This window comes from Burkholderia sp. BCC1985 (assembly GCF_905339915.1).
Lineage (GTDB): Bacteria > Pseudomonadota > Gammaproteobacteria > Burkholderiales > Burkholderiaceae > Burkholderia.
In genome coordinates this window covers 60,168-84,230 of sequence record NZ_CAJPGY010000001.1, presented here as the reverse complement: position 1 = coordinate 84,230, position 24,063 = coordinate 60,168, and the positions used below count along the sequence as shown (strand labels likewise).

Here is a 24,063-nt window from a genome sequence, read left to right as displayed (position 1 = left end):
ACTTGAAGTTTCGCGTGTAAGTGAGGTGGTTGCGTAACGAAACATGACCAACGTTTTCGACCCCAAAAATGAAAACGGCGCTCCGGAAACCGGAGCGCCGCGTGGCGTCGGAGGCCGGCGGGCAGCCGGCGTATCGCGTTACAGGATGTCCGACGCGTAGTCGGCGAGTCGCGAGCGTTCGCCGCGTGCGAGCGTCACGTGGCCGCTGTGGCCCCAGCCCTTGAAGCGGTCGACGACGTAGGTCAGGCCCGAGCTGCCTTCGGTCAGGTAAGGCGTGTCGATCTGCGCGATGTTGCCGAGGCACACGATCTTCGTGCCCGGGCCCGCGCGCGTCACGAGCGTCTTCATCTGCTTCGGCGTCAGGTTCTGCGCTTCGTCGATGATCAGGTACTTGTCGACGAACGTGCGGCCGCGCATGAAGTTCATGCTCTTCACTTTCAGGCGCGAACGGATCAGCTCCTGCGTCGCCGCACGGCCCCATTCGCCGGCTGCGTCGTCGGTTTTCTGCAGCACTTCGAGGTTGTCGTCGAATGCACCCATCCACGGCTGCATCTTCTCTTCCTCGGTGCCGGGCAGGAAACCGATGTCCTCGCCGACGGGCACGGTCGCGCGCGTCACGATGATCTCGTTGTAGCGCTTGTCGTCGAGCACCTGCGCGAGGCCGGCCGCGAGCGCGACGAGCGTCTTGCCGGTGCCGGCCTGGCCGAGCAGCGTGACGAAGTCGATCTCGGGGTTCATCAGCAGGTTCAGCGCGAAGTTCTGCTCGCGGTTGCGCGCGGTGATGCCCCACACATTGTTCTTGTGATGGCTGTAGTCGCGCAGCGTCTGCAGCAGCGCCGTCTTGCCGTTCAGCTCGCGCACGATCGCGTGGAACGTCGGCTCGCCGTTCTGCGGCTCGAGATAGACGAACTCGTTGACGAGCATCGACCCGCAGAGCGGGCCGGTCACGCGGTAGTACGTGGTGCCCGTCTTCGTGTCCTGCCAGCTCTCCATCCCCTTCGCGTGTTTCGTCCAGAAGTCCTGCGGCAATTCGCGCACGCCGCTATAGAGGAGATCCTTGTCCTCGAGGACCTGGTCGTTGAAGTAGTCTTCCGCGGGCAGGCCGAGCGCATGCGCCTTGATCCGCATGTTGATGTCTTTCGACACCAGCACGACCTGGCGGTCCGGCCGGTCGCGCTGCAGCGCGCGCACGACGCCGAGGATCTGGTTGTCGGCCTTGCCTGCGGGCAGGCCTTCGACCGGCGCGATGTCCGCGAGCCTGGTCTGGAAATAGAGGCGGCCGAGCGCCTCGCGGCTGCCGAGACGCGACAGCGGAATGCCGTCGGAGATCGGGCCGCCGTCGGCGACCAGCGCGTCGAGCGTGCGGCTCACCTGGCGCGCGTTGCGCGCGACTTCGGACATCCCCTTCTTGTGGTTGTCGAGTTCCTCGAGCGTCATCATCGGCAGATAGACGTCGTGTTCCTCGAAGCGGAAGAGGCTGCTCGGGTCGTGCATCAGCACGTTCGTGTCGAGCACGAACAGCTTCTGTAGTTCGGCTTCGGCCGGCTTGCGGCTGCGCGACTTCGTCGCGGCGCCGGCATCGCGTGCGCTCGCGGTGGTCGGCTTGCCGGCCGCGGGCTTGTCGTTGCGTGCGACGACCGGCGCGGCGGGGGCGGCGGGGGCCGCCGGTTCGACCGGTGCCGGCATCGGCTGCAGCAGCGCGGCCGTCTGTCTGGTCTTGCGACCGCGGGCGGGCGTGCCCGCGGCTTCTTGCGTCGACGCCGCGACGGCGCGCAGCGGCGCGGCCGTGTTCGCGGCTTCGGTCATCGGTTGGGCCACGCTGGCCGGGCCATATTCTCCGGCTGTGGAGGCGTCCCCTTCGGCGGATTTCTTCGCGGCTTTCGCGGGCCGCGCTTTCGCCTTGTATTCATCGGGCGGCAGCAGGCTGCCGAGCTTGCTGGGGGCAGTAGGCAAAGGCATGGTGTCCCTCGGGAGGAATCGTGTCGCATGGCGTGCGCCGCTGATCGCATCCTGCGTGACGTGGAAGGTGCATGCAGTTTGCGCGCGGTGGCGCACAGGAATTTCGTCTAGCCGGTTCGCCTAAGTGTCGATCAGCTCCTTGACGGGGTGAGGGGCCGGACCGAGAGCCGGCGCGCAGTCCATAAAAAAAGCCGCTGCCCCGTGGACCGGGACATGCGGCTCGGCTGATACCGTCGTGATGCGCGTCAGGTGCCGGAAAGCATCGCAACGGGCACCGGCGCAGCTACGAGAAATATGGAGCGAACTGGCATTCATTGCGGCCCAATATAACGCGCCTCAAAGCGCTTGTACAGCACTTAGCACGTCGTCCACGTGACCGGGTACCTTGATGCCGCGCCATGCCTGGCGAAGCACGCCGTCGGCGTCGATCAGGAACGTCGAACGCTCGATTCCGCGCACTTCCTTGCCATACATTTTCTTCATCTTGATGACATCGAACAGCGCGCACAGCGCCTCGTCGGCATCGGAAATCAGCGGGAACGGCAGTTCGAGCTTCGCCTTGAAATTGTCATGCGAGCGCAGGCTGTCGCGCGACACGCCGATCACTTCGGCGCCGGCCTTCTTGAACTTCGGATAGAGATCGCGGAACTGCAGGCCTTCGGTGGTGCAGCCCGGCGTGTTGTCCTTCGGATAGAAATACAGGACGAGCTTCTTGCCCTTGAGGTTGGACAGCGAAATGTCGCCGCCCGTCGCCGGTGCGGTGAAATCGGGAACTTGACGGTCAACTTCGACGGACACGTGTTTCTCCTGTTGTTATGGAAAGGCGCCGCTCGGGCGGCGCGGTTCTGCGGGGCGTCGCGGCGGCACGCCGCAAGGGCAGGCGGCGCGGGCGCGCGCGAACTCAGTCGGGCTGGACGATCAGCTCGCCGGAGCGGCCGGGAATCTCGCCCCACGTGACAGGGTACGATGGCAGCGAGTCGCGGTCCAGCGTCGCGTGGTAGTCGCCCATCGTCGCAAACGTATGGCCCTGTGCGCGCCAGCCGGCGAGCAGCTGCTCGAATACCGGTGCGAGCTTCTGGCCTTCCAGTTCCGCATGCAGCGTGAACACCTGGTCGTGCGGATTGGTTTCCGTGAACTTCAGGATGTGCGCGGCGACGTTGTGCGTGTCGATGCCGTCGATGCCGAGCACTTCGTCGAGGGTCGGCAACGTGGTCGGCATCTGCACGTGCGACAGCGTGCGGCCGCCGACCACGGGCAGATACGGCGAATGGCCGCGGCCGTCGGATGCGTAGCGCATCCCCCATGCGTCGATCTGCTCGAACGCCGCGTCGTTCATCTGCCAGCCGGCCGCGCCGTGCGTTGCGGGCGGCGCGCCGAAGACGTCGACGAAGCGCGCGTGGCTCTTCTGCATTTCACGCGCGGTCCAGTCGCGATCGCGCACGCGCACGTTGTCCTGCCAGTACACGTGATCCCACGTATGGATCCCGCATTCGAAGCCGGCCTCGTGGATCGCGCGCATGTCGGCGATCGCGCGGCGGCCGATGTCGGGGCCCGGCAGCAGCACGCCGTACATCAGCTGCTTCACGCCGTAGTGCTCGACCACCGACGTGCGCGACACCTTCTTCAGGAAGCCGGGGCGGAACACGCGCCGCAGCGCCCAGCCCGTGTGATCGGGCCCGAGGCTGAAGAGGAAGGTCGCGCGCGCGCTGAAGCGGTCGAAGATGCGCGCGAGGTTCGGCACGCCTTCGCGCGTGCCGCGCAGCGTGTCGACGTCGATCTTGAGGACGATACGAGCCAAGCGAGCGTCCCGTCAGTTCTGCTGCTCGACCAGCGCGCGCGCATCGGCGACATGGCCGCGATACGCTTCGAAGATCTTGCGCAGCGCGTCGTCGAACGTCGATTGCGGCGCCCAGGCGAGCTCCTGCATCGTGTTGTCGATCTTCGGCACGCGGTTCTGCACGTCCTGGTAGCCATTGCCGTAGTAGGCGCCCGACGTCGTTTCGACGAGTTGCACCTGCTTCGCGGAGCCGGCGTATTCCGGGTATTCGGCGGCCAGTTCGAGCATCTTGTGCGCGAGTTCGCGAACCGAGAAATTATTCTTCGGATTCCCGATGTTGTAGATCTTGCCCGACGCGACGCCGTTCTTGTTGTCGATGATCTTCATCAGCGCGCTGATGCCGTCGTCGATGTCGGTGAACGCGCGCTTCTGCGAGCCGCCGTCGACGAGGCTGATGTTCTCGCCGCGCACGATGTGGCCGAGGAACTGCGTGACGACGCGCGAGCTGCCTTCCTTCGGCGTGTAGATCGAGTCGAGGCCCGGGCCGATCCAGTTGAACGGACGGAACAGCGTGAAGTTCAGGCCTTCCATCCCGTAGCCCCAGATCACGCGGTCCATCAGCTGCTTCGAGCAGGCGTAGATCCAGCGCGGCTTGTTGATCGGGCCGTAGGTGAGCGCCGATGCATCCGGGTCGAACTGCTCGTCCGAGCACATGCCGTAGACCTCGGAGGTCGACGGGAACACGAGGTGCTTGCCGTACTTGACGGCCGAACGCACGATCGGCAGGTTCGCCTCGAAGTCGAGCTCGAACACGCGCAGCGGCTGCTGGACGTAGGTCGCGGGCGTCGCGATCGCGACGAGCGGCAGGATCACGTCGCACTTCTTCACGTGATACTCGACCCACTCCTTGTTGATCGTGATGTCGCCTTCGAAGAAGTGCATCCGCTCGTGGTTGACGAGGTCGCCCAGCCGATCGGTCTGCATGTCCATGCCGAACACTTCCCAATCGGTGGTTTCAAGAATGCGCTTCGACAGGTGATGGCCGATGAAGCCGTTCACACCCAGGATCAGGACTTTTTTTGCTTTCATGAATGACGGGAAGAATGAATGAACTGCGCGAATTCCGCGGGCGTCACGACGGTTTCGCTGCCGTCGCGCTGCTGCCACAGCTCGAGAATGGATAGGGCGCGGCTGTCGCCGCAGACGCCGAATAGCGCATTATCGCTTACGTGCAGGCCGGGCGGCAAATCCGCTGCGGCCGCGGCGGCGGCGCTGCCGGGCGCCCCGAGGCGCGCGCGGGCGATCACGAAACGCGTGCCGGCGACGTCGGTGAACGCGCCCGGATACGGGGGCGCGACCGCGCGTACCAGGTTGTAGACCTGCGCGGCCGGCTTCGACCAGTCGACGCGGCCGTCCTCCGGCTTGCGCCCGCCGTAGTAGCTGCCGTTCGCGAGATCGTTCGGCAGGTGCGGCGCCTCGCCCGCGAGCAGCGCGGGCAGCACGCGCCAGAGCGTCTGCTCGGCGGCGACCGTCACCTTGTCGAACACCTGCGCGGCCGTGTCGTCCGGCAGGATCGGCACGGCGGTCTGGCCGATGATCGCGCCCGCATCGGGCTTCGCGGCCATCTCGTGCAGCGTCGCGCCGGTTTCCGTTTCGCCGTTCAGCACGGCCCAGTTGGTCGGAACCCGACCCCGGTATTTCGGCAGCAGCGAACCGTGCATGTTGTACGCGCCGCGCGGCGCGATCGCGAGCAGGTCCACCGGCAGCATGTGGCGGTAGTAGAACGAGAAGATGAACTCGGGCCGCGCGTCGGATACGGCGCGGCGCAGTGCCGGATCGGCGAGGTCGGTCGGCGTGACGACCGGGATCCCGTGCTCGGCGGCCACCGATGCGACGCTGCCGAACCAGATGTTCTCGTTCGGGTTGTCCTCGTGCGTGACGACGAGCGCGACGTCGACGCCGCGTGCCAGCAGCACCTGCAGGCAGCGCACGCCGACGTTGTGATACGCGAAGACGACGGCGCGCGGCTTCATTGCGACGTCCCCGTGCGGCTCGCGGGGGCCGGCACCGCCGGCATCCCGTCGTGCTGTTCGAGCACGGCCTGGATCAGGTAGCGCGGCCGTGCACGCACTTGCTGGTAGATGCGGCCGACGTATTCGCCGAGCAGGCCGAGCGCGAAGATGATCACGCCGAGCAGGAAGAACGTGATCGCGAACAGCGTGAACACGCCTTGCACTTCCGCGCCGACGATGAAGCGGCGCACGAGCAGCAGCACGAACAGCGCGGCGGAGCCGAGCGACAGGATCACGCCGATGAACGACAGCCACTGCAGCGGCACGACCGAGAAGCCCGTCACGAGGTCGAAGTTCAGCCGGATCAGGCTGTACAGCGAGTACTTCGACTCGCCCGCGAAGCGTTCCTCGTGCGCGACCTCGATTTCGGTCGGTTTTTGCGCGAACGTGTAGGCCAGCGCGGGGATGAACGTGTTGACTTCGCCGCACACGTTGATCGTGTCGATGATGCGGCGGCTGTACGCGCGCAGCATGCAGCCCTGGTCGGTCATCTTGATCCGGGTGATGCGCTCGCGCAGCCGGTTCATCATCTGCGACGCCTTGCGGCGCCATAGGCTGTCCTGGCGCTGCTTGCGGATCGAGCCGACGTAGTCGTAGCCTTCGCGCATCTTCGCGATCAGCTTGCCGATTTCCTCGGGCGGGTTCTGCAGGTCGGCGTCGAGCGTGATGACGATTTCGCCGCGCGACTGCGCGAAGCCGGCGAGGATCGCCATGTGCTGGCCGTAGTTGCCGTTGAGCAGCACGACACGCGTCGTGTCGGGGCGCACGTGGAACTGGTCCGCCAGCATCGCGGCCGAGCGGTCGCGGCTGCCGTCGTTGATCAGGATCACTTCGTACGACGTGCCGAGTGCGTCGAGTGCCGGGTAGAGCCGCGCGAACAGCGCGGCCAGGCCGTCTTCCTCGTTGTACACGGGGATGATGACCGATACCTCCGGGTTCGCGGCGCCCGGATGGCCGGCCCCCGGATGCCCGGCGCGTGCTTCAAGGTGATTCATGTACGCTTATTTTCCGTATTGTTCGCAAATCTGGTTGATGGCGTCGGCCACGCGACGCACGTCGTCTTCCGTCATCTGCGTGAAGAGCGGCAGCGTGACGGTCGATGCGCCGTATCGTTCGGCGTGGGGGAACATGCCCTCCTTGAAGCCGCGCGCACGATACAGCGTGAAAAGATGGATGGCCGGGTAGTGGACGCCCGTGCCGATGCCGCGCTCCTTCATCTGCGCCATGAAATCGGCGCGCGAGATCGACAGCCGGTCGAGCGGCAGCGTGACCTGGAACATGTGCCAGTTGCTGTTCTCGAAATCGGCGACGGGCAGGCCGAGCCCGAGCTGCACGGCCGCACCGCCGTCGAGCGCGGCGAAATACGCGCGCGCGAGTGCGCGGCGCTGCGCGGTGAAGCGCTCGAGGTGCGGCAGCTGGCCGAGGCCGACGCGCGCGGCGACGTCGGTCAGGTTGTACTTGCCGCCGAGCACGTCGCAGTCCATCCCGTCGAAGCCGGTGCGCGTGATGCCCTGCAGCCGGTACTTCTGCGCGAGCGTTGCCTCGTCCTCGTTGTTCAGCACGAGCGCGCCGCCTTCGATCGTCGTCAGGTTCTTGTTCGCGTGGAAGCTGAACGACACGATGTCGCCGATCGCGCCGATGCGCTTGCCTTGCCACGTCGAGCCGAGCGCCTGCGCGGCGTCCTCGATCACGCGCAGGTTGTGTGCGCGCGCAATCGCGTACAGGCGGTCCATGTCGACCGGCAGGCCGGCCAGGTAGACCGGGATGAGCGCCTTCGTGCGCGGCGTGATCGCCTGCTCGAGCTTGTCGAGGTCGATGTTGCGCGTGACGGGGTCGATGTCGGCGAACACGGGCGTCGCGCCCGTCTCGAGGATCACGTTGCTGGTCGATACCCACGACGCCGGCGTCGTGATCACCTCGTCGCCGGGGCCGACGCCCGCGATGCGCAGGCCGATCTCGAGCGTGCAGGTGCCCGAATTGAACGCGCGTACCGGACGGCCGCCGCAGTACTCGGACAGCGCGGCTTCGAACTTCTGGCTCTGCGGGCCGGTGGTGATCCAGCCCGAGCGCAGCACGTCGACGACGCCCTGGATGGTTTCCTCGTCGATTTCGGGGCGGGTGAACGGCAGGAACGGAGCGGTAGTCTGGCTCATGAACACTTTGCCTGTAATGGCGTGTAATAAAGGGGTCGGGCGATCCGGCCCGAAACCGGCATTAAACACCGGTTGCCGGATTCGTACCGTGATTTTTTGTAGGCGGACGCTTAATGCCCGCCGGGCCGGCCGGGCGCGCTCAACTGCGCGCGAGCACGAGCACGCCGATCAGGATGATGCCGATGCCGACCAGCCGCTGGACCGACAGCACCTCGCCGAACAGGTACCAGGCGGCGAACGCGTTGACCACGTAGCCGAGCGACAGCATCGGGTAGGCGATCGACACGTCGACCCGCGACAGCCCGACAATCCAGACGACGACGCTCAGCACGTAGCAGCCGAGGCCGCCGATGATCGGCAGCTGGGTCGCGATCTTCAGGCCGACCGGCAGGATGTTCGCACGGCTGAATTCGAAGTGTCCAACGGCGTTGACGCCGGCTTTCAGCAGAAGTTGCGCACAGGCGTTGAGCATCACGCCGGTGATGATGCAGACGAACGAAACGGGATTCATGCGGCGGGCGTCCTTACGATTGCGGTTTCTCGACGATCACGCGGCGGTTGTCGCGCGCGATCACGCGCATCGGCACGCCTTGCCTGACCAGCGTGTCGTACTGGCCGGGCGGCATGATCGCGAGCGCATGGGTGTCCTGCTTCCAGCGTTCCATCCATTGGTCGACGGTCGGGATCCACTTGTCCGGCTCGACCGAGATGCCGAATGCGAGCTCGTCCTGGCGCTGGACCATGATCGTCGTGTGGCCCATATAGAACGGGAACGTGTGATCGAGCATCTCGATCGAGTAGAACGGCGTGTCGGGCGGCAGCTTCGCCAGTTCGGCGCGCACGGCGGGCGCGAGCAGCGCGCCCGAGCTGTAGCGGCCGAATTCGTCGTGACCGGTGCCGCCGATCGTGCCGAACGCGAGCCACGCGGCGCCGAACGCGGTGATCGCGGCCGCGACGCCCACGCGGCGGTTCAGCCAGGCGGCCGCGAGCGTCAGCGCGCCCGCGACCGCGAGGCCCGCGTACAGCCACACCTGGAACGCGCGGTACAGCGCGTTCGGCGTGCGGGCGTCGCCCTGATACGCGAGGAAGATGATCCCGAACGCCGCGACGACGAAGAACACGAGGTAGCCGAGCAGGTGGCGGCGGAACCGGTCGGCGCTCATCAGCGGCAGGTACGCGCCGATGATCAGCGCGAGCGCCGGCGCGACCGGCAGCACGTACGAGATCAGCTTCGAGTGCGACGTGCTGAAGAACAGGAAGATGAACGCGCTCCAGATCAGCAGCACGAGCATCGGCGAGAAGCCGTTCGGCTGGCGCGGCATCCGCAGCGCATGGCGGATGCTCTGCCACGCGACCGACAGCCACGGCAGGAAGCCGACCAGCAGCACCGGCACGAAATAGTAGAACGGGCCCGGGCGGTTCTGCTCCGGGGTCAGGTAGCGGCGGAACTGCTGGACGATGAAGAAGAAGTTGAAGAACTCGGGGTTGCGCTGCTGGACGAGCACGAACCACGGCGTGACGATCGCGAAGAAGATCACGAGGCCGCTGACCAGGTAGAGCCGCTTCCACAGTGCCCAGTCGCGGGCGATCAGCGTATAGAGCACCAGTACGGCGCCGGGCAGGATCAGGCCGACGAGGCCCTTGGACAGCACGGCGAACGCCATCGCGGCCCAGCACGCCCACATCCAGCCGCGCACCGCGCCCGCCGGCAGCCCGGGCCGCTGCGCGAGCAGCAGCGAGCAGAGCGACAGCGCCATCCAGAACGCGAGCCCCATGTCGAGCGCGTTGAAATGGCCCATCAGGTTCCAGTACGGCGAGCACGCGAGCACGACGGCCGCGAGCAAGCCGGACAGCGGGTTGAACAGGCGCGCGCCCGTGAAGCCGACCAGCAGCACGCCGGCGAAGCTGGCGAGGCCCGTGTACAGGCGCGCCTGCCATTCGCCGATGCCGAACCAGGCGAACGTCAGCGCGTTCAGCCAGGTCTGCAGCGGCGGCTTCTCGAAATACTTGTAGCCGTTGTAGCGCGGCGTGATCCAGTCGCCGGTGACGAACATTTCCCGCGCCATTTCCGCGTAGCGGCCTTCGTCGCTCGGGATCAGGTGGCGCAGCCCGAGCGGCGCGAACCAGACGATCGCGAGCGCGACGAGCAGGAGGACGAGCGTGATGCGATTGAGCGGTAGCCTCGACGGCGTATCGTTCATGAATTTTCAGCCTGTTGGTTGTTGTAAGCGCCGCCGGCGGGTCGCGCCGGCGGCGGCCGGCTTGCCGGTTGCCGATCCGCGTGATGATCCGGGGATCGACCCGGTGTGCCGGCCCGAGTTTTACCGCATCGGGGATTAACGTTCAATTAAGAGCGCGGCGGCCACTTTGCGGCCCTCGGCCATCAGGATGTTGTAGGTCCGGCAGGCGGCCTGGAAATCCATCGTCTCGACGCCGATCCGCTTGGCCGTCAGCGCGGCCACGAGGCGCGGATGCGGGAAGCGCAGCCGCGCGCCGCTGCCGAAGATCACGAGTTCGGGGGCCGGGTCGAGCAGCATCGCGAAATGCTCGGGCGCGAGCGCGTCGAACGACGACACGGGCCAGTCCCGCACCGGTGCGCCGGGCAGCACGATGACGCTCCCTTCGTGGCGTTGGAGGTTGACGTCGACATAATCGGGGCCGTAGCCGGTGACGGTGTTGAGCGCGCCGCTCGTGTCCTGGTGCAGTTTCAAATCGGTATTCCGCGGTTCCGTGGAGGGAAGGTCTGGCAAGGGCCGCACGGGCCCGGGCGGCCGTTTCGCGACCGGCGCACGCGGGACGCCTGACGGCGCGGGCCCGGAGCGGCCATGGTGCATTGCGAAAGTTGGCCAAAATCCGCTAAATTATAACTTTTTGGTCGCCCCCGGGCGCCACTTGCATCGTGCGTCGCCACAAGCCGCGTCCGACTGCCCGCATTTTCCCCAGTCTAGACAGCGCGCATAGACCAGCCGCTCTCCAGTTTTGATCCCGTCCCCCGGCCGCAAGGCCAACCCAGGAACCGTGTCGTCGTGAAACCGATTCAGAAGTCGAACAAGCTGCTCAACGTCTGCTACGACATCCGTGGCCCGGTGCTCGAGCACGCGAAGCGCCTCGAGGAAGAAGGCCACCGCATCATCAAGCTGAACATCGGCAACCTCGCGCCGTTCGGTTTCGACGCGCCGGACGAAATCATCCAGGACATGATCCGCAACCTGCCGGCGTCGTCCGGCTATTCGGATTCGAAGGGCGTGTTCTCGGCGCGCAAGGCCGTGATGCACTACACGCAGCAAAAGGGCGTCGTCGGTGTCGGCCTCGACGACATCTACATCGGCAACGGCGCGTCCGAGCTGATCGTGATGGCGACCCAGGCGCTGCTGAACGACGGCGACGAAGTGCTGCTGCCGGCGCCCGACTACCCGCTGTGGACGGCCGCCGTGAGCCTGTCGGGCGGCACGCCCGTGCACTACGTGTGCGACGAGCAGAACGCGTGGATGCCCGACCTCGACGACATCCGCCGCAAGATCACGCCGAACACCAAGGCGATCGTCGTGATCAACCCGAACAACCCGACCGGCGCGCTTTATTCCGACGAATTGCTGCTCGAGCTGCTCGAGATCGCGCGTCAGCACGGGCTGATCGTGTTCGCCGACGAGGTCTACGACAAGATCGTCTACGACGGGCTCGAGCACACGGCGCTGGGCTCGCTGTCGGAAGACGTGATCACCGTCACGTTCAACAGCCTGTCGAAAAGCTATCGCTCGTGCGGCTACCGCGCGGGCTGGATGGCCGTGTCGGGCCTCGGCGGCGACAACCGCCGGCGCGCGAAGGATTACCTGGAAGGCCTCGGGATCCTGTCGTCGATGCGCCTGTGCGCGAACGTGCCCGGGCAGTTCGCGATTCAGACCGCGCTCGGCGGCTACCAGAGCATCAACGAGCTGATCGTGCCGAGCGGCCGCCTCTTCAAGCAGCGCGAACTCGCATACGACATGCTCACGTCGATTCCCGGCGTGACCTGCGTGAAGCCGCAGGCCGCGCTGTACATGTTCCCGCGCCTCGATCCGAAGCTTTATCCGATCCAGAACGACCAGCAGTTCATCCTCGACCTGTTGCTCGAGGAACGCGTGCTGCTCGTGCAGGGGACGGGCTTCAACTGGGCGGCGCCGGATCACTTCCGCGTGGTCTTCCTGCCGAACCTCGACGACCTGACCGATTCGATCAACCGGATCGCGCGCTTCCTCGACGGCTACCGCAAGCGTCATTCGGTCTGAGCGGACAGCGTCCCCCGGCATTCATTCAATTCTTACTCATCGATCACACGCAGCATGGAACCGATCAAAGTTGGCCTGTTGGGCTTCGGCACCGTCGGCAGCGGCACCTTCACGGTGCTGCACCGCAACCAGGAAGAAATCAAGCGACGCGCGGGGCGCGGCATCGAGATCGCGCGCATTGCCGTGCGCAATCCGGCCAAGGCGCAGGCCGCACTCGGCGGTAACGCCGGCGCCGCGCAGATCACCGACGATTTCAACGCGGTCGTCGACGATCCGTCGATCTCGATCATCGCCGAGATGATCGGCGGTACGGGCATCGCACGCGAGCTCGTGCTGCGCGCGATCGCGAACGGCAAGCACGTCGTGACGGCGAACAAGGCGCTGCTCGCGGTGCACGGCACCGAGATCTTCGAGGCCGCGCGCGAGAAGGGCGTGATGGTCGCGTTCGAGGCGGCCGTCGCCGGCGGCATCCCGATCATCAAGGCGCTGCGCGAAGGCCTGACCGCGAACCGCATCCAGTACATCGCCGGCATCATCAACGGCACGACGAACTACATCCTGTCGGAAATGCGCGACCGCGGCCTCGACTTCGCGACCGCGCTGAAGGCCGCGCAGGAGCTCGGCTATGCGGAAGCCGATCCGACCTTCGACATCGAAGGCGTCGACGCCGCGCACAAGGCGACCATCATGAGCGCGATCGCGTTCGGCGTGCCGGTCCAGTTCGACCGCGCCTACGTCGAAGGCATCAGCAAGCTCGACGCGACCGACATCCGCTACGCGGAAGAGCTCGGCTACCGGATCAAGCTGCTCGGCATCGCGCGCCGCGCCGAAAAGGGCATCGAGCTGCGCGTGCACCCGACGCTGATTCCGGAGAAGCGCCTGCTCGCGAACGTCGAGGGCGCGATGAACGCGGTCGTCGTGCACGGCGACGCGGTCGGCACGACGCTGTACTACGGCAAGGGCGCGGGCGCGGAACCGACCGCGTCGGCGGTCGTCGCGGATCTCGTCGACGTCACGCGCCTGCACACGGCCGACCCCGAGCATCGCGTGCCGCATCTCGCGTTCCAGCCGGACAGCCTGTCGAACACGCCGATCCTGCCGATCGAGGAAGTGACGAGCGGCTACTACCTGCGCCTGCGCGTGGCCGACCAGACCGGCGTGCTCGCGGACATCACGCGCATCCTCGCCGCCACGGGCATCTCGATCGACGCGCTGCTGCAGAAGGAATCGGAGCAGGTCGACGACGCGAACGGCGAAACCGACATCATCCTGATCACGCACGAGACGCTCGAGAAGCACGTGAACGCGGCGATCGCGCAGATCGAGAGCCTCGCGACAGTGGTCTCGAAGGTGACGAAGCTGCGCATGGAAGCGCTGAACTGAGGACCAGGAACGACATGAACTACATCTCCACGCGCGGTGCCGGCATCGGCGAGCGCCACACGTTCTCCGACATCCTGCTCGGCGGCCTTGCGAAGGACGGCGGGCTGTACCTGCCGGCCGAGTACCCGCAGGTGTCGGCCGACGAACTCGCGCGCTGGCGCACGCTGCCGTACGCGGATCTCGCGTTCGAGATCCTGTCGAAGTTCTGCGACGACGTGCCGGCCGACGACCTGCGCGCGATCACGCGCCGCACCTATACGGCCGCCGTATACAGCAACACGCGCCACGGCGAGAACGCGTCCGACATCACGCCGCTGAAGACGCTCGGCACCGAGAACGGCGCGGCGCTGTCGCTGCTCGAACTGTCGAACGGCCCGACGCTCGCGTTCAAGGACATGGCGATGCAGCTGCTCGGCAACCTGTTCGAGTACACGCTCGCGAAGCACGGCGAAGCGTTGAACATCCTCGGCGCGACGTCGGGCGACACCGGCAGCGCGGCCGAGTACGCGATGCGCGGCAAGGCAGGTGTGCGCGTGTTCATGCTGTCGCCGCACAAGAAGATGAGCGCGTTCCAGACCGCCCAGATGTTCAGCCTGCAGGATCCGAACATCTTCAACCTCGCGGTCGAAGGCGTGTTCGACGACTGCCAGGACATCGTGAAGGCCGTCTCGAACGATCACGCGTTCAAGGCGCAGCAGAAGATCGGCACGGTCAACTCGATCAACTGGGCGCGCGTCGTCGCGCAGGTCGTGTACTACTTCAAGGGCTATTTCGCGGCGACGACGTCGAACGACGAGCGCGTGTCGTTTACGGTGCCGTCGGGCAACTTCGGCAACGTCTGCGCGGGTCACATCGCGCGGATGATGGGCCTGCCGATCGCGAAGCTCGTGGTCGCCACCAACGAGAACGACGTGCTCGACGAGTTCTTCCGCACCGGCGCATACCGTGTGCGCAGCGCGGAAAACACCTATCACACGAGCAGCCCGAGCATGGATATCTCGAAGGCGTCGAACTTCGAGCGCTTCGTGTTCGACCTGCTCGGCCGCGATCCGGCCCGCGTGATGCAGCTGTTCCGCGACGTCGAGGAGAAGGGCGGTTTCGATCTCGCGGCGAGCGGCGATTTCGCGCGCGTCGCCGAGTTCGGCTTCGTGTCGGGCCGCAGCAGCCACACGGACCGTATCGCGACGATCCGCGACGTGTTCTCGCGCTACGACACGATGATTGATACGCACACGGCCGACGGCGTGAAGGTCGCGCGCGAGCATCTCGACGCGGGCGTACCGATGGTCGTGCTCGAGACGGCCCAGCCGATCAAGTTCGGCGAGACGATCCGCGAAGCGCTCGATCGCGAGGCCGAGCGGCCGGCCGCATTCGACGGGCTCGAGGCGCTGCCGCAGCGTTTCGAGGTCGTGAAGGCCGACGCGCAGCAGGTGAAGGACTTCATCGTCGCGCATACGGGCGCATGACGTAGCACTGGGGCAGCACCGTGCCGCGGGGTCGCAAGCCCGGCGGCGCAGCACGGCCGGAATGCCGATTCGTCGCACGGATCGGGGTTCCGGCCGTTTTGTTTGGGTTGGGCCGCGGCCGCGCACGGGCGCGCCGTCCGACGGCGCGCGAATCGAAACAAGTAAATCGAAACGAGTGCCAGTGCCGCGTGTTCGCGCCGATCACAGTTGCCGCATGTCCGGCATATCGCGCGTGGGCGCGACGGCGTCGCTACAATGACGTATTGACTCCAACGTTTCCCCGATTCCATCGATGTCGAATCCGAATCCCGCGGCGCCGCGCGCGCCGATGCTGTCGACCGCCGAGGCGCTGGCCGCGCTGCTCGAAGCCGCGAAGCCGTTGCCCGGCGCCGAAACCGTCGCCACGCTCGACGCGCTCGGCCGCGTGCTGGCGGCCGACGTGAGTTCGCCGCTCGACGTGCCGCCGATGCATACGAGCGCGATGGACGGCTACGCGGTGCGCGTCGCCGACCTGCTGCACGGCGAGCGGCGCCTGCCGGTGTCGCAGCGGATTCCGGCCGGCCATCCGGCCGCGCCGCTCGCGGCGGGCACGGCCGCGCGGATCTTCACCGGCGCGACGGTGCCGGCCGGCGCCGACGCCGTCGTGATGCAGGAACAGACGTCGGCTGACGGTGATGCGGTCGAGATCCTGCACACGCCGAAAGCCGGCGAATGGATCACCGCGCAGGGCGCGGACATCCGCCAGGGTTCGGTGATCCTGCCGTCCGGCACGCGGCTCACGCCGCAGGCGCTCGGGCTGGCCGCGTCGGTCGGCTGCGCGCAGCTGTCGGTCGCGCGGCGGATTCGCGTCGCGGTGTTCTTCACCGGCGACGAACTGACGATGCCGGGCGAGCCGCTGAAGCCCGGCGCGATCTACAATTCGAACCGCTTCACGCTGCGCGGGCTGCTCGAGCGGCTCGGTTGCCACGTGACCGATTACGGGATCGTGCCCGACTCGCTCGCCGCGACCCGCGACACGCTGCGCGAGGCCGCGCGCGATCACGACGTGATCCTGACGAGCGGCGGCGTATCGGTCGGCGACGAGGATCACGTGAAGCCGGCCGTCGAGGCCGAAGGGCGGCTCGCGCTGTGGCAGATCGCGATGAAGCCGGGCAAGCCGCTCGCGTTCGGCGCGGTGCGTCGCGGCGACGCGCGTCCCGACGCGCATTTCATCGGGCTGCCGGGCAACCCCGTGTCGAGCTTCGTCACGTTCCTGCTGTTCGTGCGGCCGTTCCTGCTGCGCCTGTCCGGCGTGCGCGACGTCGCGCCGCGCGCGCTGTCGCTGCGCGCGGACTTCTCGCAAGGCAAGGGCGACCGGCGCAACGAATTCCTGCGCGCGCGCGTCAACGCGGCCGGCGGCCTCGACCTGTTCCCGAACCAGAGCTCGGCGGTGCTGACGTCGACGGTCTGGGGCGACGGACTGATCGACAATCCGCCGCAGCACGCGATCAGCGCGGGCGAGACCGTGCGTTTCATTCCGTTTTCCGAACTGCTGTCGTAATACGACGGCTTCCCGACTTATGAAGATTCAGCTGAAATTCTTTGCAAGCGTGCGCGAGGCGCTGGGCGTGTCCGACGAGCAGGCCGACGTGCCGGACGGCGTGACGACCGTCGGCGACGTGCGCGCCTGGCTGCGCCTGCGCGGCGGCGCGTGGGCCGAAACGCTCGCCGAAGGGCGCGCGTTGCGCATGGCATGCAATCACGAGATGACCGATCCCGATACGCGGCTCACCGACGGTTGCGAGGTCGCGTTCTTTCCGCCGGTGACGGGCGGTTGAGCTTGGGATGGGACCGGAGTAGGTGCTAAAGCGCTAACTCTGGTCGACAGAGGCAGATGATGGCAACGATACGAATCCAGACCAACGACTTCGACCTGAACACCGAAGTCGCGGCACTGCGCGCGCGCAACCCGAAGATCGGCGCGGTCGCATGCTTCGTCGGCACCGTGCGCGACCTGAACGAAGGCGATTCGGTCGCCGCGATGGAGCTCGAGCACTATCCGGGGATGACCGAGAAGGCGCTCGAGAAGATCGCCGCCGAGGCCGGCCGGCGCTGGCCCGGGATCGACGTCGCGATCGTGCATCGCGTCGGCCGGTTGCTGCCGCTCGACCAGATCGTGATGGTCGCGACGGTCGCGTCGCATCGCGGCGACGCGTTCGCGTCGTGCGAATTCGTGATGGACTACCTGAAGACCGAGGCGCCGTTCTGGAAGAAGGAAACGACGCCGGACGGCGAGCGCTGGGTCGATGCCCGCAGTACCGACGATGCGGCGCTCGCACGCTGGGGCGTCGAATCGGGCAACACGCCGCGTTGAGCGCGGCGTTCGCATTGTGCGGCGATGTGCCGCAGGCGCTCGAGGGTTCGAGCGCCGCGAATCGTCGTGTCAGGCGTCCGGATCCGTGCCGCGTCCGATGATCCTCGTCGGAAACGGCTCGCCGCGGGCGCGTGACGGCAGCGCATGCGGATCGTCGCCCGTGTCGCGGCGGCGCGGCGCGATCGCGTCGAGCAGCGCCTGCTGCTCGGGCGGAATCGGGTAATCCCAGCCGAAGCGGCTCAACTGCAGGCTCTGCGCGATCCGCAGCGCGGGCTCCATGAAGCGGATGGCCGCGGGCGGTGTGTAGCGCCCCTCGACGGTCTTCAGGAACAGCGACAGCCAGCGGCTGAAATGCGCGGGCTCGATCCCGTCGAGCGGCTGGTGCGCCTGCTGCACGTTGCCGCGATAGCCCTTGGTGCCGAGCACGAGGCTCGACCAGAAGCTCACCATCTTCGGCAGATGGTCGTCCCAGCGGCCGTCCAGCTTCGCGTCGAACACGGGGCCGAGCAGCGGATCGGCGCGCACGCGGTCGTAGAACGCGTACACGAGGTCGCGGATGTTGTTTTCGGTCGGTTCGGCGTCGCGCAGGCGGGCCGGAGCGGTATCGGGCGTGGCGGGCAGGGCGGTCATGGCAAAAAAGGGCCGGGAAATTCAGGGCATCGGTGACGTGTCGGCGGAACGGCGGCGTGGGCAACGCGCAGGACGCCGACGGAATTTTGACGCAAAATAGCGTCCACCCCTGCCTGAAAAATGCGCAGATGTCATGCATCTTATTGCGCGCAGGCCGTCCCGGCAACCCGGCGTCGTCGGTGGCCTCGACAGCCGCCCCGGCGCGCGTTCCGATCGACCCGCTTCGCCCGAGCGGGGCACGATCGACGATTTTCCGTACCTGCTCATGAGACTCACCGACTACACCGACTACTCGCTGCGCGTCATGCTGTATCTCGCCGTGCGCGGCGAGGGGCTCGCGACGATCCAGGAGATCTCGGACGCCTATGGCATCTCGAAGAACCATCTGATGAAAGTCGTGCAGCAGCTCGGCGAGCTCGGCTGGGTCGACACCGTGCGCGGCCGCAACGGCGGGCTGCGGCTGTTCCCCGAATCGCTGAAGCTGACGGTCGGCCAGGTGGTGCGCGCGACCGAGAACGATTTCGCGCTGGTCGGCTGCTTCGTGGCCGACGGCGACGAGGCGCGCGGCTGCGTGATCGAGCCGCAATGCCGCCTGAAGGGTGTGCTGGCGGCCGCGCGCGACGCATTCTTCGCCGAGCTCGACCGCCACACGCTCGGCGAGCTGAGCGTGCCCGCGTCGCCGCTCGCCGCGCTGCTGGGCATTCGTCCGATCGCGCTGGTGCGCGCCGAACCGTCCGGGGATGACGCGCCGGCGGCCGCCGAATCGTCGTCGAGGGGCGACTGATACGCCGGCGCCATCCCCGCCGTCCGCGCTGCGGCCCGCCCACAGGCCGCCGCGTCGCCGCCCGGCGATTTTTGCGTTGAATCAACCCGAATTTCGCTTGAAACCCGTATAACCATCCTCATCTTGGTGTTAATCGAAAATTGGAGGTCTCACCAAATGAGAATCGACAAGCTCACCACCAAGTTCCAGGAAGCACTCTCTGACGCGCAAAGCCTCGCGGCAGGCCGCGACAATCAATACATCGAACCCGTTCACGTGCTGGCGGCGCTGGTCGCGCAGCAGGACGGCTCCGCCCGCTCGCTGATGTCGCGCGCGGGCGTTCACGTGCAGGCGCTGCAAGGCGCGCTGAACGAAGCCATTTCGCGCCTGCCGCAAGTGACGGGCACGGGCGGCGACATCCAGATCGGCCGGGAGCTGACCGGGCTGTTGAACCAGGCCGACAAGGAAGCGCAGAAGCTCAACGACACGTTCATCGCGAGCGAGATGTTCCTGCTCGCCGTGTCCGACGACAAGGGCGAAGCCGGCAAGCTGGCCCGCCAGCACGGCCTCACGCGCAAGGCGCTCGAAGCTGCGATCGCCGCGGTGCGCGGCGGCTCGCAGGTGCACAGCCAGGACGCGGAAAGCCAGCGCGAGGCGCTGAAGAAATACACGGTCGACCTGACCGAGCGCGCCCGCGCGGGCAAGCTCGATCCGGTGATCGGCCGCGACGACGAAATCCGCCGTTCGATCCAGATCCTGCAGCGCCGCACCAAGAACAACCCGGTGCTGATCGGCGAGCCGGGCGTCGGCAAGACCGCGATCGTCGAAGGGCTCGCGCAGCGGATCGTCAACGGCGAAGTGCCCGAGACGCTGAAGGGCAAGCGCGTGCTGTCGCTCGACATGGCCGCGCTGCTCGCCGGCGCGAAGTACCGCGGCGAGTTCGAGGAGCGCCTGAAGGCCGTGCTCAACGACATCGCGAAGGACGAAGGCCAGACGATCGTGTTCATCGACGAGATCCACACGATGGTCGGTGCCGGCAAGGCCGAAGGCGCGATGGACGCGGGCAACATGCTGAAGCCGGCGCTGTCGCGCGGCGAGCTGCACTGCATCGGCGCGACCACGCTCGACGAATACCGCAAGTACATCGAGAAGGATGCCGCGCTCGAGCGTCGCTTCCAGAAGGTGCTCGTCGACGAGCCGAGCGTCGAGGCGACGATCGCGATCCTGCGCGGGCTGCAGGAGAAGTACGAACTGCACCACGGCGTCGACATCACCGACCCGGCGATCGTCGCCGCGGCCGAGCTGTCGCATCGCTACATCACCGATCGTTTCCTGCCGGACAAGGCGATCGACCTGATCGACGAGGCTGCGTCGAAGATCAAGATGGAAATCGATTCGAAGCCCGAAGAGATGGACAAGCTCGATCGCCGGCTGATCCAGCTGAAGATCGAGCGCGAGGCCGTGAAGAAGGAGCAGGACGAAGCGTCGCAGAAGCGCCTGCAGCTGATCGAGGAAGAGATCGAGCGCCTCGGCCGCGAATATGCGGACCTGGAAGAGATCTGGACCGCCGAGAAGGCCGCGGTGCAGGGCAGCGCGCAGCTCAAGGAAGAGATCGAGAAGGTGCGCGCCGACATCGCGCGTCTGCAGCGGGAAGGCAAGCTGGAGAAGGTCGCCGAGCTGCAGTACGGCAAGCTGCCGCAACTCGAGTCGCGACTGAAGCAGGTCACGCAGGCCGAAGAGCAGGAGCAGCACAACCCGACGCGTCCGCGGCTGCTCCGCACGCAGGTCGGCGCCGAAGAAATCGCGGAAGTCGTGTCGCGCGCAACCGGGATTCCGGTGTCGCGGATGATGCAGGGCGAACGCGAGAAGCTGCTGCACATCGAGGAAAAGCTGCACGAGCGCGTGGTCGGCCAGGACGAGGCGATCAGCGCGGTCGCGGATGCGATCCGTCGTTCGCGCGCGGGTCTCGCCGATCCGAACCGTCCGTACGGCTCGTTCCTGTTCCTCGGCCCGACGGGGGTCGGCAAGACCGAGCTGTGCAAGGCGCTGGCGTCGTTCCTGTTCGATTCCGAAGAGCACCTGATCCGCATCGACATGAGCGAGTTCATGGAGAAGCACAGCGTCGCGCGGCTGATCGGCGCGCCGCCGGGCTACGTCGGCTACGAGGAAGGCGGCTACCTGACGGAAGCCGTGCGCCGCAAGCCGTACAGCGTGATCCTGCTCGACGAGATCGAGAAGGCGCATCCGGACGTGTTCAACGTGCTGCTGCAGGTGCTCGACGACGGCCGCATGACCGACGGGCAGGGGCGTACGGTCGACTTCAAGAACACGGTGATCGTGATGACGTCGAACCTCGGCTCGCAGGTGATCCAGGCGATGACGGGTTCGCCGCAGGAAGAGATCAAGGACGCCGTGTGGCTCGAAGTGAAGCAGCACTTCCGTCCGGAGTTCCTGAACCGGATCGACGACGTCGTCGTGTTCCACGCGCTCGATCGCAGCAACATCGAGTCGATCGCGAAGATCCAGCTCGCGCGCCTGCACGACCGGCTCGCGAAGCTCGACATGGCGCTCGACGTGTCGCCGGCGGCGCTCGAACAGATCGCGAAGGTCGGCTACGATCCGGTGTTCGGCGCGCGGCCGCTGAAGCGCACGATCCAGCAGGAGATCGAGAACCCGGTCGCGAAGCTGATCCTCGCGGGCCGCTTCGGTCCGAAGGACGTGATCCCGGTCGACGTCAACGACGGCCAGTTCGTGTTCGACCGCGTCGTGCACTGATCGCCGGCCATCGGCCGCGTGTCCGGTTCGCGCCGGGCACGCAAAAACAAACACCCCGCTCAGGCGGGGTGTTTGCATATGGGGCGGCCGAAACCGCTGCCGAGGCCGTCAGCCGGCGCGGCTCAGCCTTGCTTGTTGCCGCCGAACATGCCGGCGAGCTGCGTGAGCGTGCCGAGCACGTTCGACGTGTCGATCTGGCCGCCGGCCGGCACTTCGCCGTTCGGCGTCGCGCTGTTGACGACGTGCGGCAGCACCTGCGCGAGGATCGACGAGGCCTGGCCCGGATCGATGCCGATCTTGCTGGCGAGCGAACCGACGACGTCCGAGCCGAGCACGTTCTGCAACGTGTCGGGCGAGATCGGCTGGTTTTCGCCGGTGCCGACCCACGAGCCGATCACGTCGCCGGCGCCGCCTTTCTGGAACTTCTCGATCAGGCCGTTCAGCCCGCCCGGCTGGTTGTTGATGAATTCGAGCGCGGTCGCGATCAGCGCGCTTTGCGAGTTGCCGCCGGCCTGGCCGCCGAGCAGACCGCCAACGATATCGAGGAGACCCATGGTTCTTCACCTTTACTGAAAAGGGCGCCGTGACGACGGCGCCCGTTGATCGAATGCCGCGCGCACGCCATCGCGCACGCGGCGCACATCAGGCGCCCGACGCCGCGGCGGCGGAGGCTGCCTTGTCCTTCTTGCTCTTCTTCTTCGAACCCTTCGTCGCCTTCGTGGACGACGCTGCGGCCGGCGCGCTCGCGCCCGCGTCTGCGGAGGCCGCCGCGGCTGCGGCCGCCTTCTCCTTCTTCGATGCACGCTTGCCCTTGGCCGGCTTGGTCGCCGCTTCCGGCGCGCTCGCGGCCGGTGCAGGTGCCGTCGCCGTCGTGCCGGCCGTCGCGGTCGTCGACGTCGGAGCGGTGCCTGCCGGCGTCGTGGCCGGCGTGGTCGACGGGGTCGTCGCCGGCGTCGTCGCGGCCGGCTTCGACAGCTTCACGCCCTTCGGCGGCGTCGACGAACCGCCGATCGTCAGGCCGTTTTCCTCGAGATGCCCGACCGACTTCGTGCCGAGACCCTTCACGCGGTTCGCGAGATCGTCCGCGTCCTTGAACGGGCCGTTCTTGGTGCGTTCGTCGATGATCGCCTTCGACTTCACGGGGCCGAGGCCCTTCACCGATTCGAGCGCGGCCTGGTCGGCCGTGTTGACTTCGACGGCCGCGGCGAGGCCGGCGGCAAGCGACAGCGATAGCGCGACGAACAGCATCAGCAGCTTTTTCAGCATGGCAAAGGCTCCCTGGTTCTGACGGATGAATGGCTGTTGCAACGGACGGCGGGGCGAGACCTGGCCGGGCGTCGCCGTTAAGCATAGGACAAATGCGTGCCCTTTTTGAGACAGGCTGACCGAATCTTGCTGAAGGCTTGCGTCGCTGTAAAGACGGAAAGCCGCGTCGGGCGGCGGTTTTGACCATTCTTTACGGTGTCCGCGGCGGGGATTCCAAATTGTTGTACTTGGCCGTGCGACAACGCTTGACTTAGAGTGAACTCTAACTCCTAACCTTGTTCCTGCCATGTCGAAAACCGTATCCAGACCTTCCGCCGCCGGTCCGCTCACGATCGGGCAAGTCGCCGAACTGACCGGCGTGTCGACGCATACGCTGCGGTATTACGAGCAGGCCGGCCTGCTGCGCGCGATTTCGCGCACGGCGGCCGGGCACCGGCTCTACGCGCCGGCCGATCTTGACTGGCTGGACTTCGTGATGCGCCTGAAGGCGACCGGCATGCCGATCGCGCAGATGCAGCAGTTCGCGGCGCTGCGTGCGCAAGGCGAGTCGACGTTCGGTGCGCGGCGGCACTTGCTGGTCGCGCATCGCGACGCGGTGCGCGCGCATATCGCGGAGCTGCAGGCGAGCCTCGACGCGATCGGCGACAAGATCATGTACTACGAGACGCAGGAACGCGAGACGGAACGACGGGCGAACCCTACTCACTCATTCTCGGAACAGGACGGACACCATGGAACGACTCGTTGAAGATCGCTACACGCGCGGCTGGAACAAGCTGAAGGAAATCGACGGCGAAGTGGGCGAACGCGTGATCGCGTCGCTTGCGCCGATCGCGCCGGACTTCGGGCGGCTGATCGTCGAATTCGGTTTCGGCGACATCTACAGCCGGCCGCAGCTCGACCTGAAAGCGCGCGAGATCGCGACGATCGCCGCGCTGGCCGCGCTCGGCAACGCGCAGCCGCAACTGAAGGTGCATGTCGAGGCGGCGCTGAACGTCGGATGCACGCGCGACGAGATCGTCGAGGTGTTCATGCAGATGGCCGTCTACGCGGGTTTCCCGGCCGCCCTCAACGCGTTGTTCGCCGCGCACGAGGTGTTCACGCGGCGCGATGAAGCGGCCGGCCGGGACGGCGGCACGACCGAAGCGGTCGCGCACGCCGCGTGATGCGACGCGTGCCGGTGCGTCGGATGAACCGGATG

Annotated in this window: 23 protein-coding genes and 1 pseudogene; 11 read left to right on the top strand and 13 right to left on the bottom strand. The window is 66.7% G+C overall.

Annotated elements, in window-relative coordinates:
• Window positions 1-138: 138 nt before the first annotated feature.
• Complete coding sequence (locus U4Z31_RS00390) at window positions 139-1,959, bottom strand: PhoH family protein (RefSeq protein ID WP_044847237.1); 1,821 nt, start codon at window positions 1,957-1,959, stop codon at window positions 139-141.
• Between U4Z31_RS00390 and U4Z31_RS00385 the strand changes: the two are divergent.
• Window positions 1,909-2,102: pseudogene (locus U4Z31_RS00385) on the top strand (hypothetical protein). The gene U4Z31_RS00390 and the pseudogene U4Z31_RS00385 sit on opposite strands and share 51 nt — an antisense overlap.
• Window positions 2,103-2,295: 193 nt before the next feature.
• Here U4Z31_RS00385 and U4Z31_RS00380 read toward each other — a convergent pair.
• The 9 genes from U4Z31_RS00380 to U4Z31_RS00340 all read right to left on the bottom strand — a co-directional run bounded on the left by U4Z31_RS00380 (window position 2,296) and on the right by U4Z31_RS00340 (window position 10,672).
• A complete protein-coding gene (locus U4Z31_RS00380; protein WP_321809169.1) occupies window positions 2,296-2,757 on the bottom strand; it encodes a peroxiredoxin in 462 nt (153 codons plus the stop codon).
• Window positions 2,758-2,860: 103 nt separating this feature from the next.
• Entirely contained in the window at window positions 2,861-3,757 is an 897-nt protein-coding gene (locus U4Z31_RS00375; protein WP_124486273.1) for a polysaccharide deacetylase family protein, read from the bottom strand.
• Between the two features lie 12 nt (window positions 3,758-3,769).
• Window positions 3,770-4,825, bottom strand: coding sequence for a bifunctional UDP-4-keto-pentose/UDP-xylose synthase (locus U4Z31_RS00370; protein WP_124486274.1), 1,056 nt, complete (start codon window positions 4,823-4,825; stop codon window positions 3,770-3,772).
• Window positions 4,822-5,769 carry a formyltransferase gene (locus U4Z31_RS00365; protein WP_321809168.1) on the bottom strand — a complete coding sequence of 316 codons (948 nt, stop codon included), beginning with the start codon at window positions 5,767-5,769 and terminating at the stop codon, window positions 4,822-4,824. Before U4Z31_RS00365 ends, U4Z31_RS00370 begins: the two co-directional genes overlap by 4 nt.
• Window positions 5,766-6,803 (bottom strand): glycosyltransferase, encoded by a 1,038-nt coding sequence (locus tag U4Z31_RS00360; RefSeq protein ID WP_321809167.1) that lies wholly within the window; start codon window positions 6,801-6,803, stop codon window positions 5,766-5,768. Before U4Z31_RS00360 ends, U4Z31_RS00365 begins: the two co-directional genes overlap by 4 nt.
• Window positions 6,804-6,809: 6 nt before the next feature.
• A complete protein-coding gene (locus U4Z31_RS00355; protein WP_044847241.1) occupies window positions 6,810-7,961 on the bottom strand; it encodes a DegT/DnrJ/EryC1/StrS family aminotransferase in 1,152 nt (383 codons plus the stop codon).
• Window positions 7,962-8,100: 139 nt separating this feature from the next.
• Window positions 8,101-8,472 (bottom strand): EamA family transporter, encoded by a 372-nt coding sequence (locus U4Z31_RS00350; RefSeq protein ID WP_044847242.1) that lies wholly within the window; start codon window positions 8,470-8,472, stop codon window positions 8,101-8,103.
• Between the two features lie 13 nt (window positions 8,473-8,485).
• The gene (locus U4Z31_RS00345; RefSeq protein ID WP_321809166.1) at window positions 8,486-10,162 is read right to left on the bottom strand and encodes a glycosyltransferase family 39 protein; all 1,677 of its coding nucleotides are present in this window, start codon (window positions 10,160-10,162) and stop codon (window positions 8,486-8,488) included.
• Window positions 10,163-10,297: 135 nt separating this feature from the next.
• Entirely contained in the window at window positions 10,298-10,672 is a 375-nt protein-coding gene (locus tag U4Z31_RS00340) for an Mth938-like domain-containing protein (RefSeq protein ID WP_006754746.1), read from the bottom strand.
• A gap of 315 nt (window positions 10,673-10,987) precedes the next feature.
• Between U4Z31_RS00340 and U4Z31_RS00335 the strand changes: the two genes are divergently transcribed.
• From U4Z31_RS00335 to U4Z31_RS00310, 6 genes are all read left to right on the top strand, one after another.
• Window positions 10,988-12,226 carry a pyridoxal phosphate-dependent aminotransferase gene (locus U4Z31_RS00335; protein ID WP_124486277.1) on the top strand — a complete coding sequence of 413 codons (1,239 nt, stop codon included), beginning with the start codon at window positions 10,988-10,990 and terminating at the stop codon, window positions 12,224-12,226.
• 54 nt (window positions 12,227-12,280) lie between these two features.
• Window positions 12,281-13,609 carry a homoserine dehydrogenase gene (locus tag U4Z31_RS00330; RefSeq protein WP_044847245.1) on the top strand — a complete coding sequence of 443 codons (1,329 nt, stop codon included), beginning with the start codon at window positions 12,281-12,283 and terminating at the stop codon, window positions 13,607-13,609.
• A 14-nt stretch (window positions 13,610-13,623) separates the two neighbouring features.
• Entirely contained in the window at window positions 13,624-15,075 is a 1,452-nt protein-coding gene (gene thrC, locus U4Z31_RS00325) for a threonine synthase (RefSeq protein WP_044847246.1), read from the top strand.
• A 292-nt stretch (window positions 15,076-15,367) separates the two neighbouring features.
• On the top strand, window positions 15,368-16,615 hold the full coding sequence (gene glp / locus U4Z31_RS00320; RefSeq protein ID WP_044847247.1) for a gephyrin-like molybdotransferase Glp: 1,248 nt from the start codon (window positions 15,368-15,370) through the stop codon (window positions 16,613-16,615).
• Window positions 16,616-16,634: 19 nt separating this feature from the next.
• Entirely contained in the window at window positions 16,635-16,892 is a 258-nt protein-coding gene (gene moaD, locus U4Z31_RS00315; RefSeq protein WP_006758354.1) for a molybdopterin converting factor subunit 1, read from the top strand.
• Between the two features lie 59 nt (window positions 16,893-16,951).
• Window positions 16,952-17,428, top strand: a complete 477-nt coding sequence (locus tag U4Z31_RS00310; RefSeq protein WP_321809165.1) for a molybdenum cofactor biosynthesis protein MoaE — start codon at window positions 16,952-16,954, stop codon at window positions 17,426-17,428.
• Window positions 17,429-17,497: 69 nt separating this feature from the next.
• Here the strand turns inward: U4Z31_RS00310 and U4Z31_RS00305 are convergent, their stop codons facing one another.
• Complete coding sequence (locus U4Z31_RS00305) at window positions 17,498-18,058, bottom strand: group III truncated hemoglobin (RefSeq protein ID WP_321809164.1); 561 nt, start codon at window positions 18,056-18,058, stop codon at window positions 17,498-17,500.
• 265 nt (window positions 18,059-18,323) lie between these two features.
• Between U4Z31_RS00305 and U4Z31_RS00300 the strand changes: the two genes are divergently transcribed.
• Window positions 18,324-18,842, top strand: a complete 519-nt coding sequence (locus U4Z31_RS00300) for an Rrf2 family transcriptional regulator (protein ID WP_321809163.1) — start codon at window positions 18,324-18,326, stop codon at window positions 18,840-18,842.
• 156 nt (window positions 18,843-18,998) lie between these two features.
• Complete coding sequence (clpB, locus tag U4Z31_RS00295) at window positions 18,999-21,596, top strand: ATP-dependent chaperone ClpB (RefSeq protein ID WP_321809162.1); 2,598 nt, start codon at window positions 18,999-19,001, stop codon at window positions 21,594-21,596.
• A gap of 122 nt (window positions 21,597-21,718) precedes the next feature.
• On the opposite strand, the gene U4Z31_RS00290 is transcribed toward clpB, so the two are convergent.
• Together U4Z31_RS00290 and U4Z31_RS00285 are read right to left on the bottom strand one after the other, a co-directional pair.
• On the bottom strand, window positions 21,719-22,150 hold the full coding sequence (locus tag U4Z31_RS00290; RefSeq protein WP_044847252.1) for a YidB family protein: 432 nt from the start codon (window positions 22,148-22,150) through the stop codon (window positions 21,719-21,721).
• Between the two features lie 88 nt (window positions 22,151-22,238).
• Entirely contained in the window at window positions 22,239-22,862 is a 624-nt protein-coding gene (locus tag U4Z31_RS00285) for a ComEA family DNA-binding protein (RefSeq protein ID WP_321809161.1), read from the bottom strand.
• Window positions 22,863-23,148: 286 nt separating this feature from the next.
• Between U4Z31_RS00285 and U4Z31_RS00280 the strand changes: the two genes are divergently transcribed.
• Together U4Z31_RS00280 and U4Z31_RS00275 are read left to right on the top strand one after the other, a co-directional pair.
• The gene (locus tag U4Z31_RS00280; RefSeq protein WP_321809160.1) at window positions 23,149-23,610 is read left to right on the top strand and encodes a MerR family transcriptional regulator; all 462 of its coding nucleotides are present in this window, start codon (window positions 23,149-23,151) and stop codon (window positions 23,608-23,610) included.
• Complete coding sequence (locus tag U4Z31_RS00275) at window positions 23,594-24,028, top strand: carboxymuconolactone decarboxylase family protein (RefSeq protein WP_321809159.1); 435 nt, start codon at window positions 23,594-23,596, stop codon at window positions 24,026-24,028. Before U4Z31_RS00280 ends, U4Z31_RS00275 begins: the two co-directional genes overlap by 17 nt.
• The last annotated feature ends 35 nt before the right edge of the window (window positions 24,029-24,063 follow it).

What these genes read in the sequence shown, in the direction of transcription:
- thrC (WP_044847246.1), top strand. Translation starts at nt 13,624, where the DNA reads ATGAACTACATCTCCACGCGCGGTGCCGGCATCGGCGAGCGCCACACG.
- U4Z31_RS00275 (WP_321809159.1), top strand. Translation starts at nt 23,594, where the DNA reads ATGGAACGACTCGTTGAAGATCGCTACACGCGCGGCTGGAACAAGCTG.
- U4Z31_RS00370 (WP_124486274.1), bottom strand. Translation starts at nt 4,825, where the DNA reads ATGAAAGCAAAAAAAGTCCTGATCCTGGGTGTGAACGGCTTCATCGGC.
- U4Z31_RS00310 (WP_321809165.1), top strand. Translation starts at nt 16,952, where the DNA reads ATGGCAACGATACGAATCCAGACCAACGACTTCGACCTGAACACCGAA.
- U4Z31_RS00345 (WP_321809166.1), bottom strand. Translation starts at nt 10,162, where the DNA reads ATGAACGATACGCCGTCGAGGCTACCGCTCAATCGCATCACGCTCGTC.
- U4Z31_RS00330 (WP_044847245.1), top strand. Translation starts at nt 12,281, where the DNA reads ATGGAACCGATCAAAGTTGGCCTGTTGGGCTTCGGCACCGTCGGCAGC.
- U4Z31_RS00305 (WP_321809164.1), bottom strand. Translation starts at nt 18,058, where the DNA reads ATGACCGCCCTGCCCGCCACGCCCGATACCGCTCCGGCCCGCCTGCGC.
- U4Z31_RS00280 (WP_321809160.1), top strand. Translation starts at nt 23,149, where the DNA reads ATGTCGAAAACCGTATCCAGACCTTCCGCCGCCGGTCCGCTCACGATC.
- U4Z31_RS00285 (WP_321809161.1), bottom strand. Translation starts at nt 22,862, where the DNA reads ATGCTGAAAAAGCTGCTGATGCTGTTCGTCGCGCTATCGCTGTCGCTT.
- U4Z31_RS00350 (WP_044847242.1), bottom strand. Translation starts at nt 8,472, where the DNA reads ATGAATCCCGTTTCGTTCGTCTGCATCATCACCGGCGTGATGCTCAAC.
- U4Z31_RS00300 (WP_321809163.1), top strand. Translation starts at nt 18,324, where the DNA reads ATGAGACTCACCGACTACACCGACTACTCGCTGCGCGTCATGCTGTAT.
- U4Z31_RS00390 (WP_044847237.1), bottom strand. Translation starts at nt 1,959, where the DNA reads ATGCCTTTGCCTACTGCCCCCAGCAAGCTCGGCAGCCTGCTGCCGCCC.
- U4Z31_RS00365 (WP_321809168.1), bottom strand. Translation starts at nt 5,769, where the DNA reads ATGAAGCCGCGCGCCGTCGTCTTCGCGTATCACAACGTCGGCGTGCGC.
- glp (WP_044847247.1), top strand. Translation starts at nt 15,368, where the DNA reads ATGTCGAATCCGAATCCCGCGGCGCCGCGCGCGCCGATGCTGTCGACC.
- U4Z31_RS00355 (WP_044847241.1), bottom strand. Translation starts at nt 7,961, where the DNA reads ATGAGCCAGACTACCGCTCCGTTCCTGCCGTTCACCCGCCCCGAAATC.
- U4Z31_RS00290 (WP_044847252.1), bottom strand. Translation starts at nt 22,150, where the DNA reads ATGGGTCTCCTCGATATCGTTGGCGGTCTGCTCGGCGGCCAGGCCGGC.
- clpB (WP_321809162.1), top strand. Translation starts at nt 18,999, where the DNA reads ATGAGAATCGACAAGCTCACCACCAAGTTCCAGGAAGCACTCTCTGAC.
- moaD (WP_006758354.1), top strand. Translation starts at nt 16,635, where the DNA reads ATGAAGATTCAGCTGAAATTCTTTGCAAGCGTGCGCGAGGCGCTGGGC.
- U4Z31_RS00360 (WP_321809167.1), bottom strand. Translation starts at nt 6,803, where the DNA reads ATGAATCACCTTGAAGCACGCGCCGGGCATCCGGGGGCCGGCCATCCG.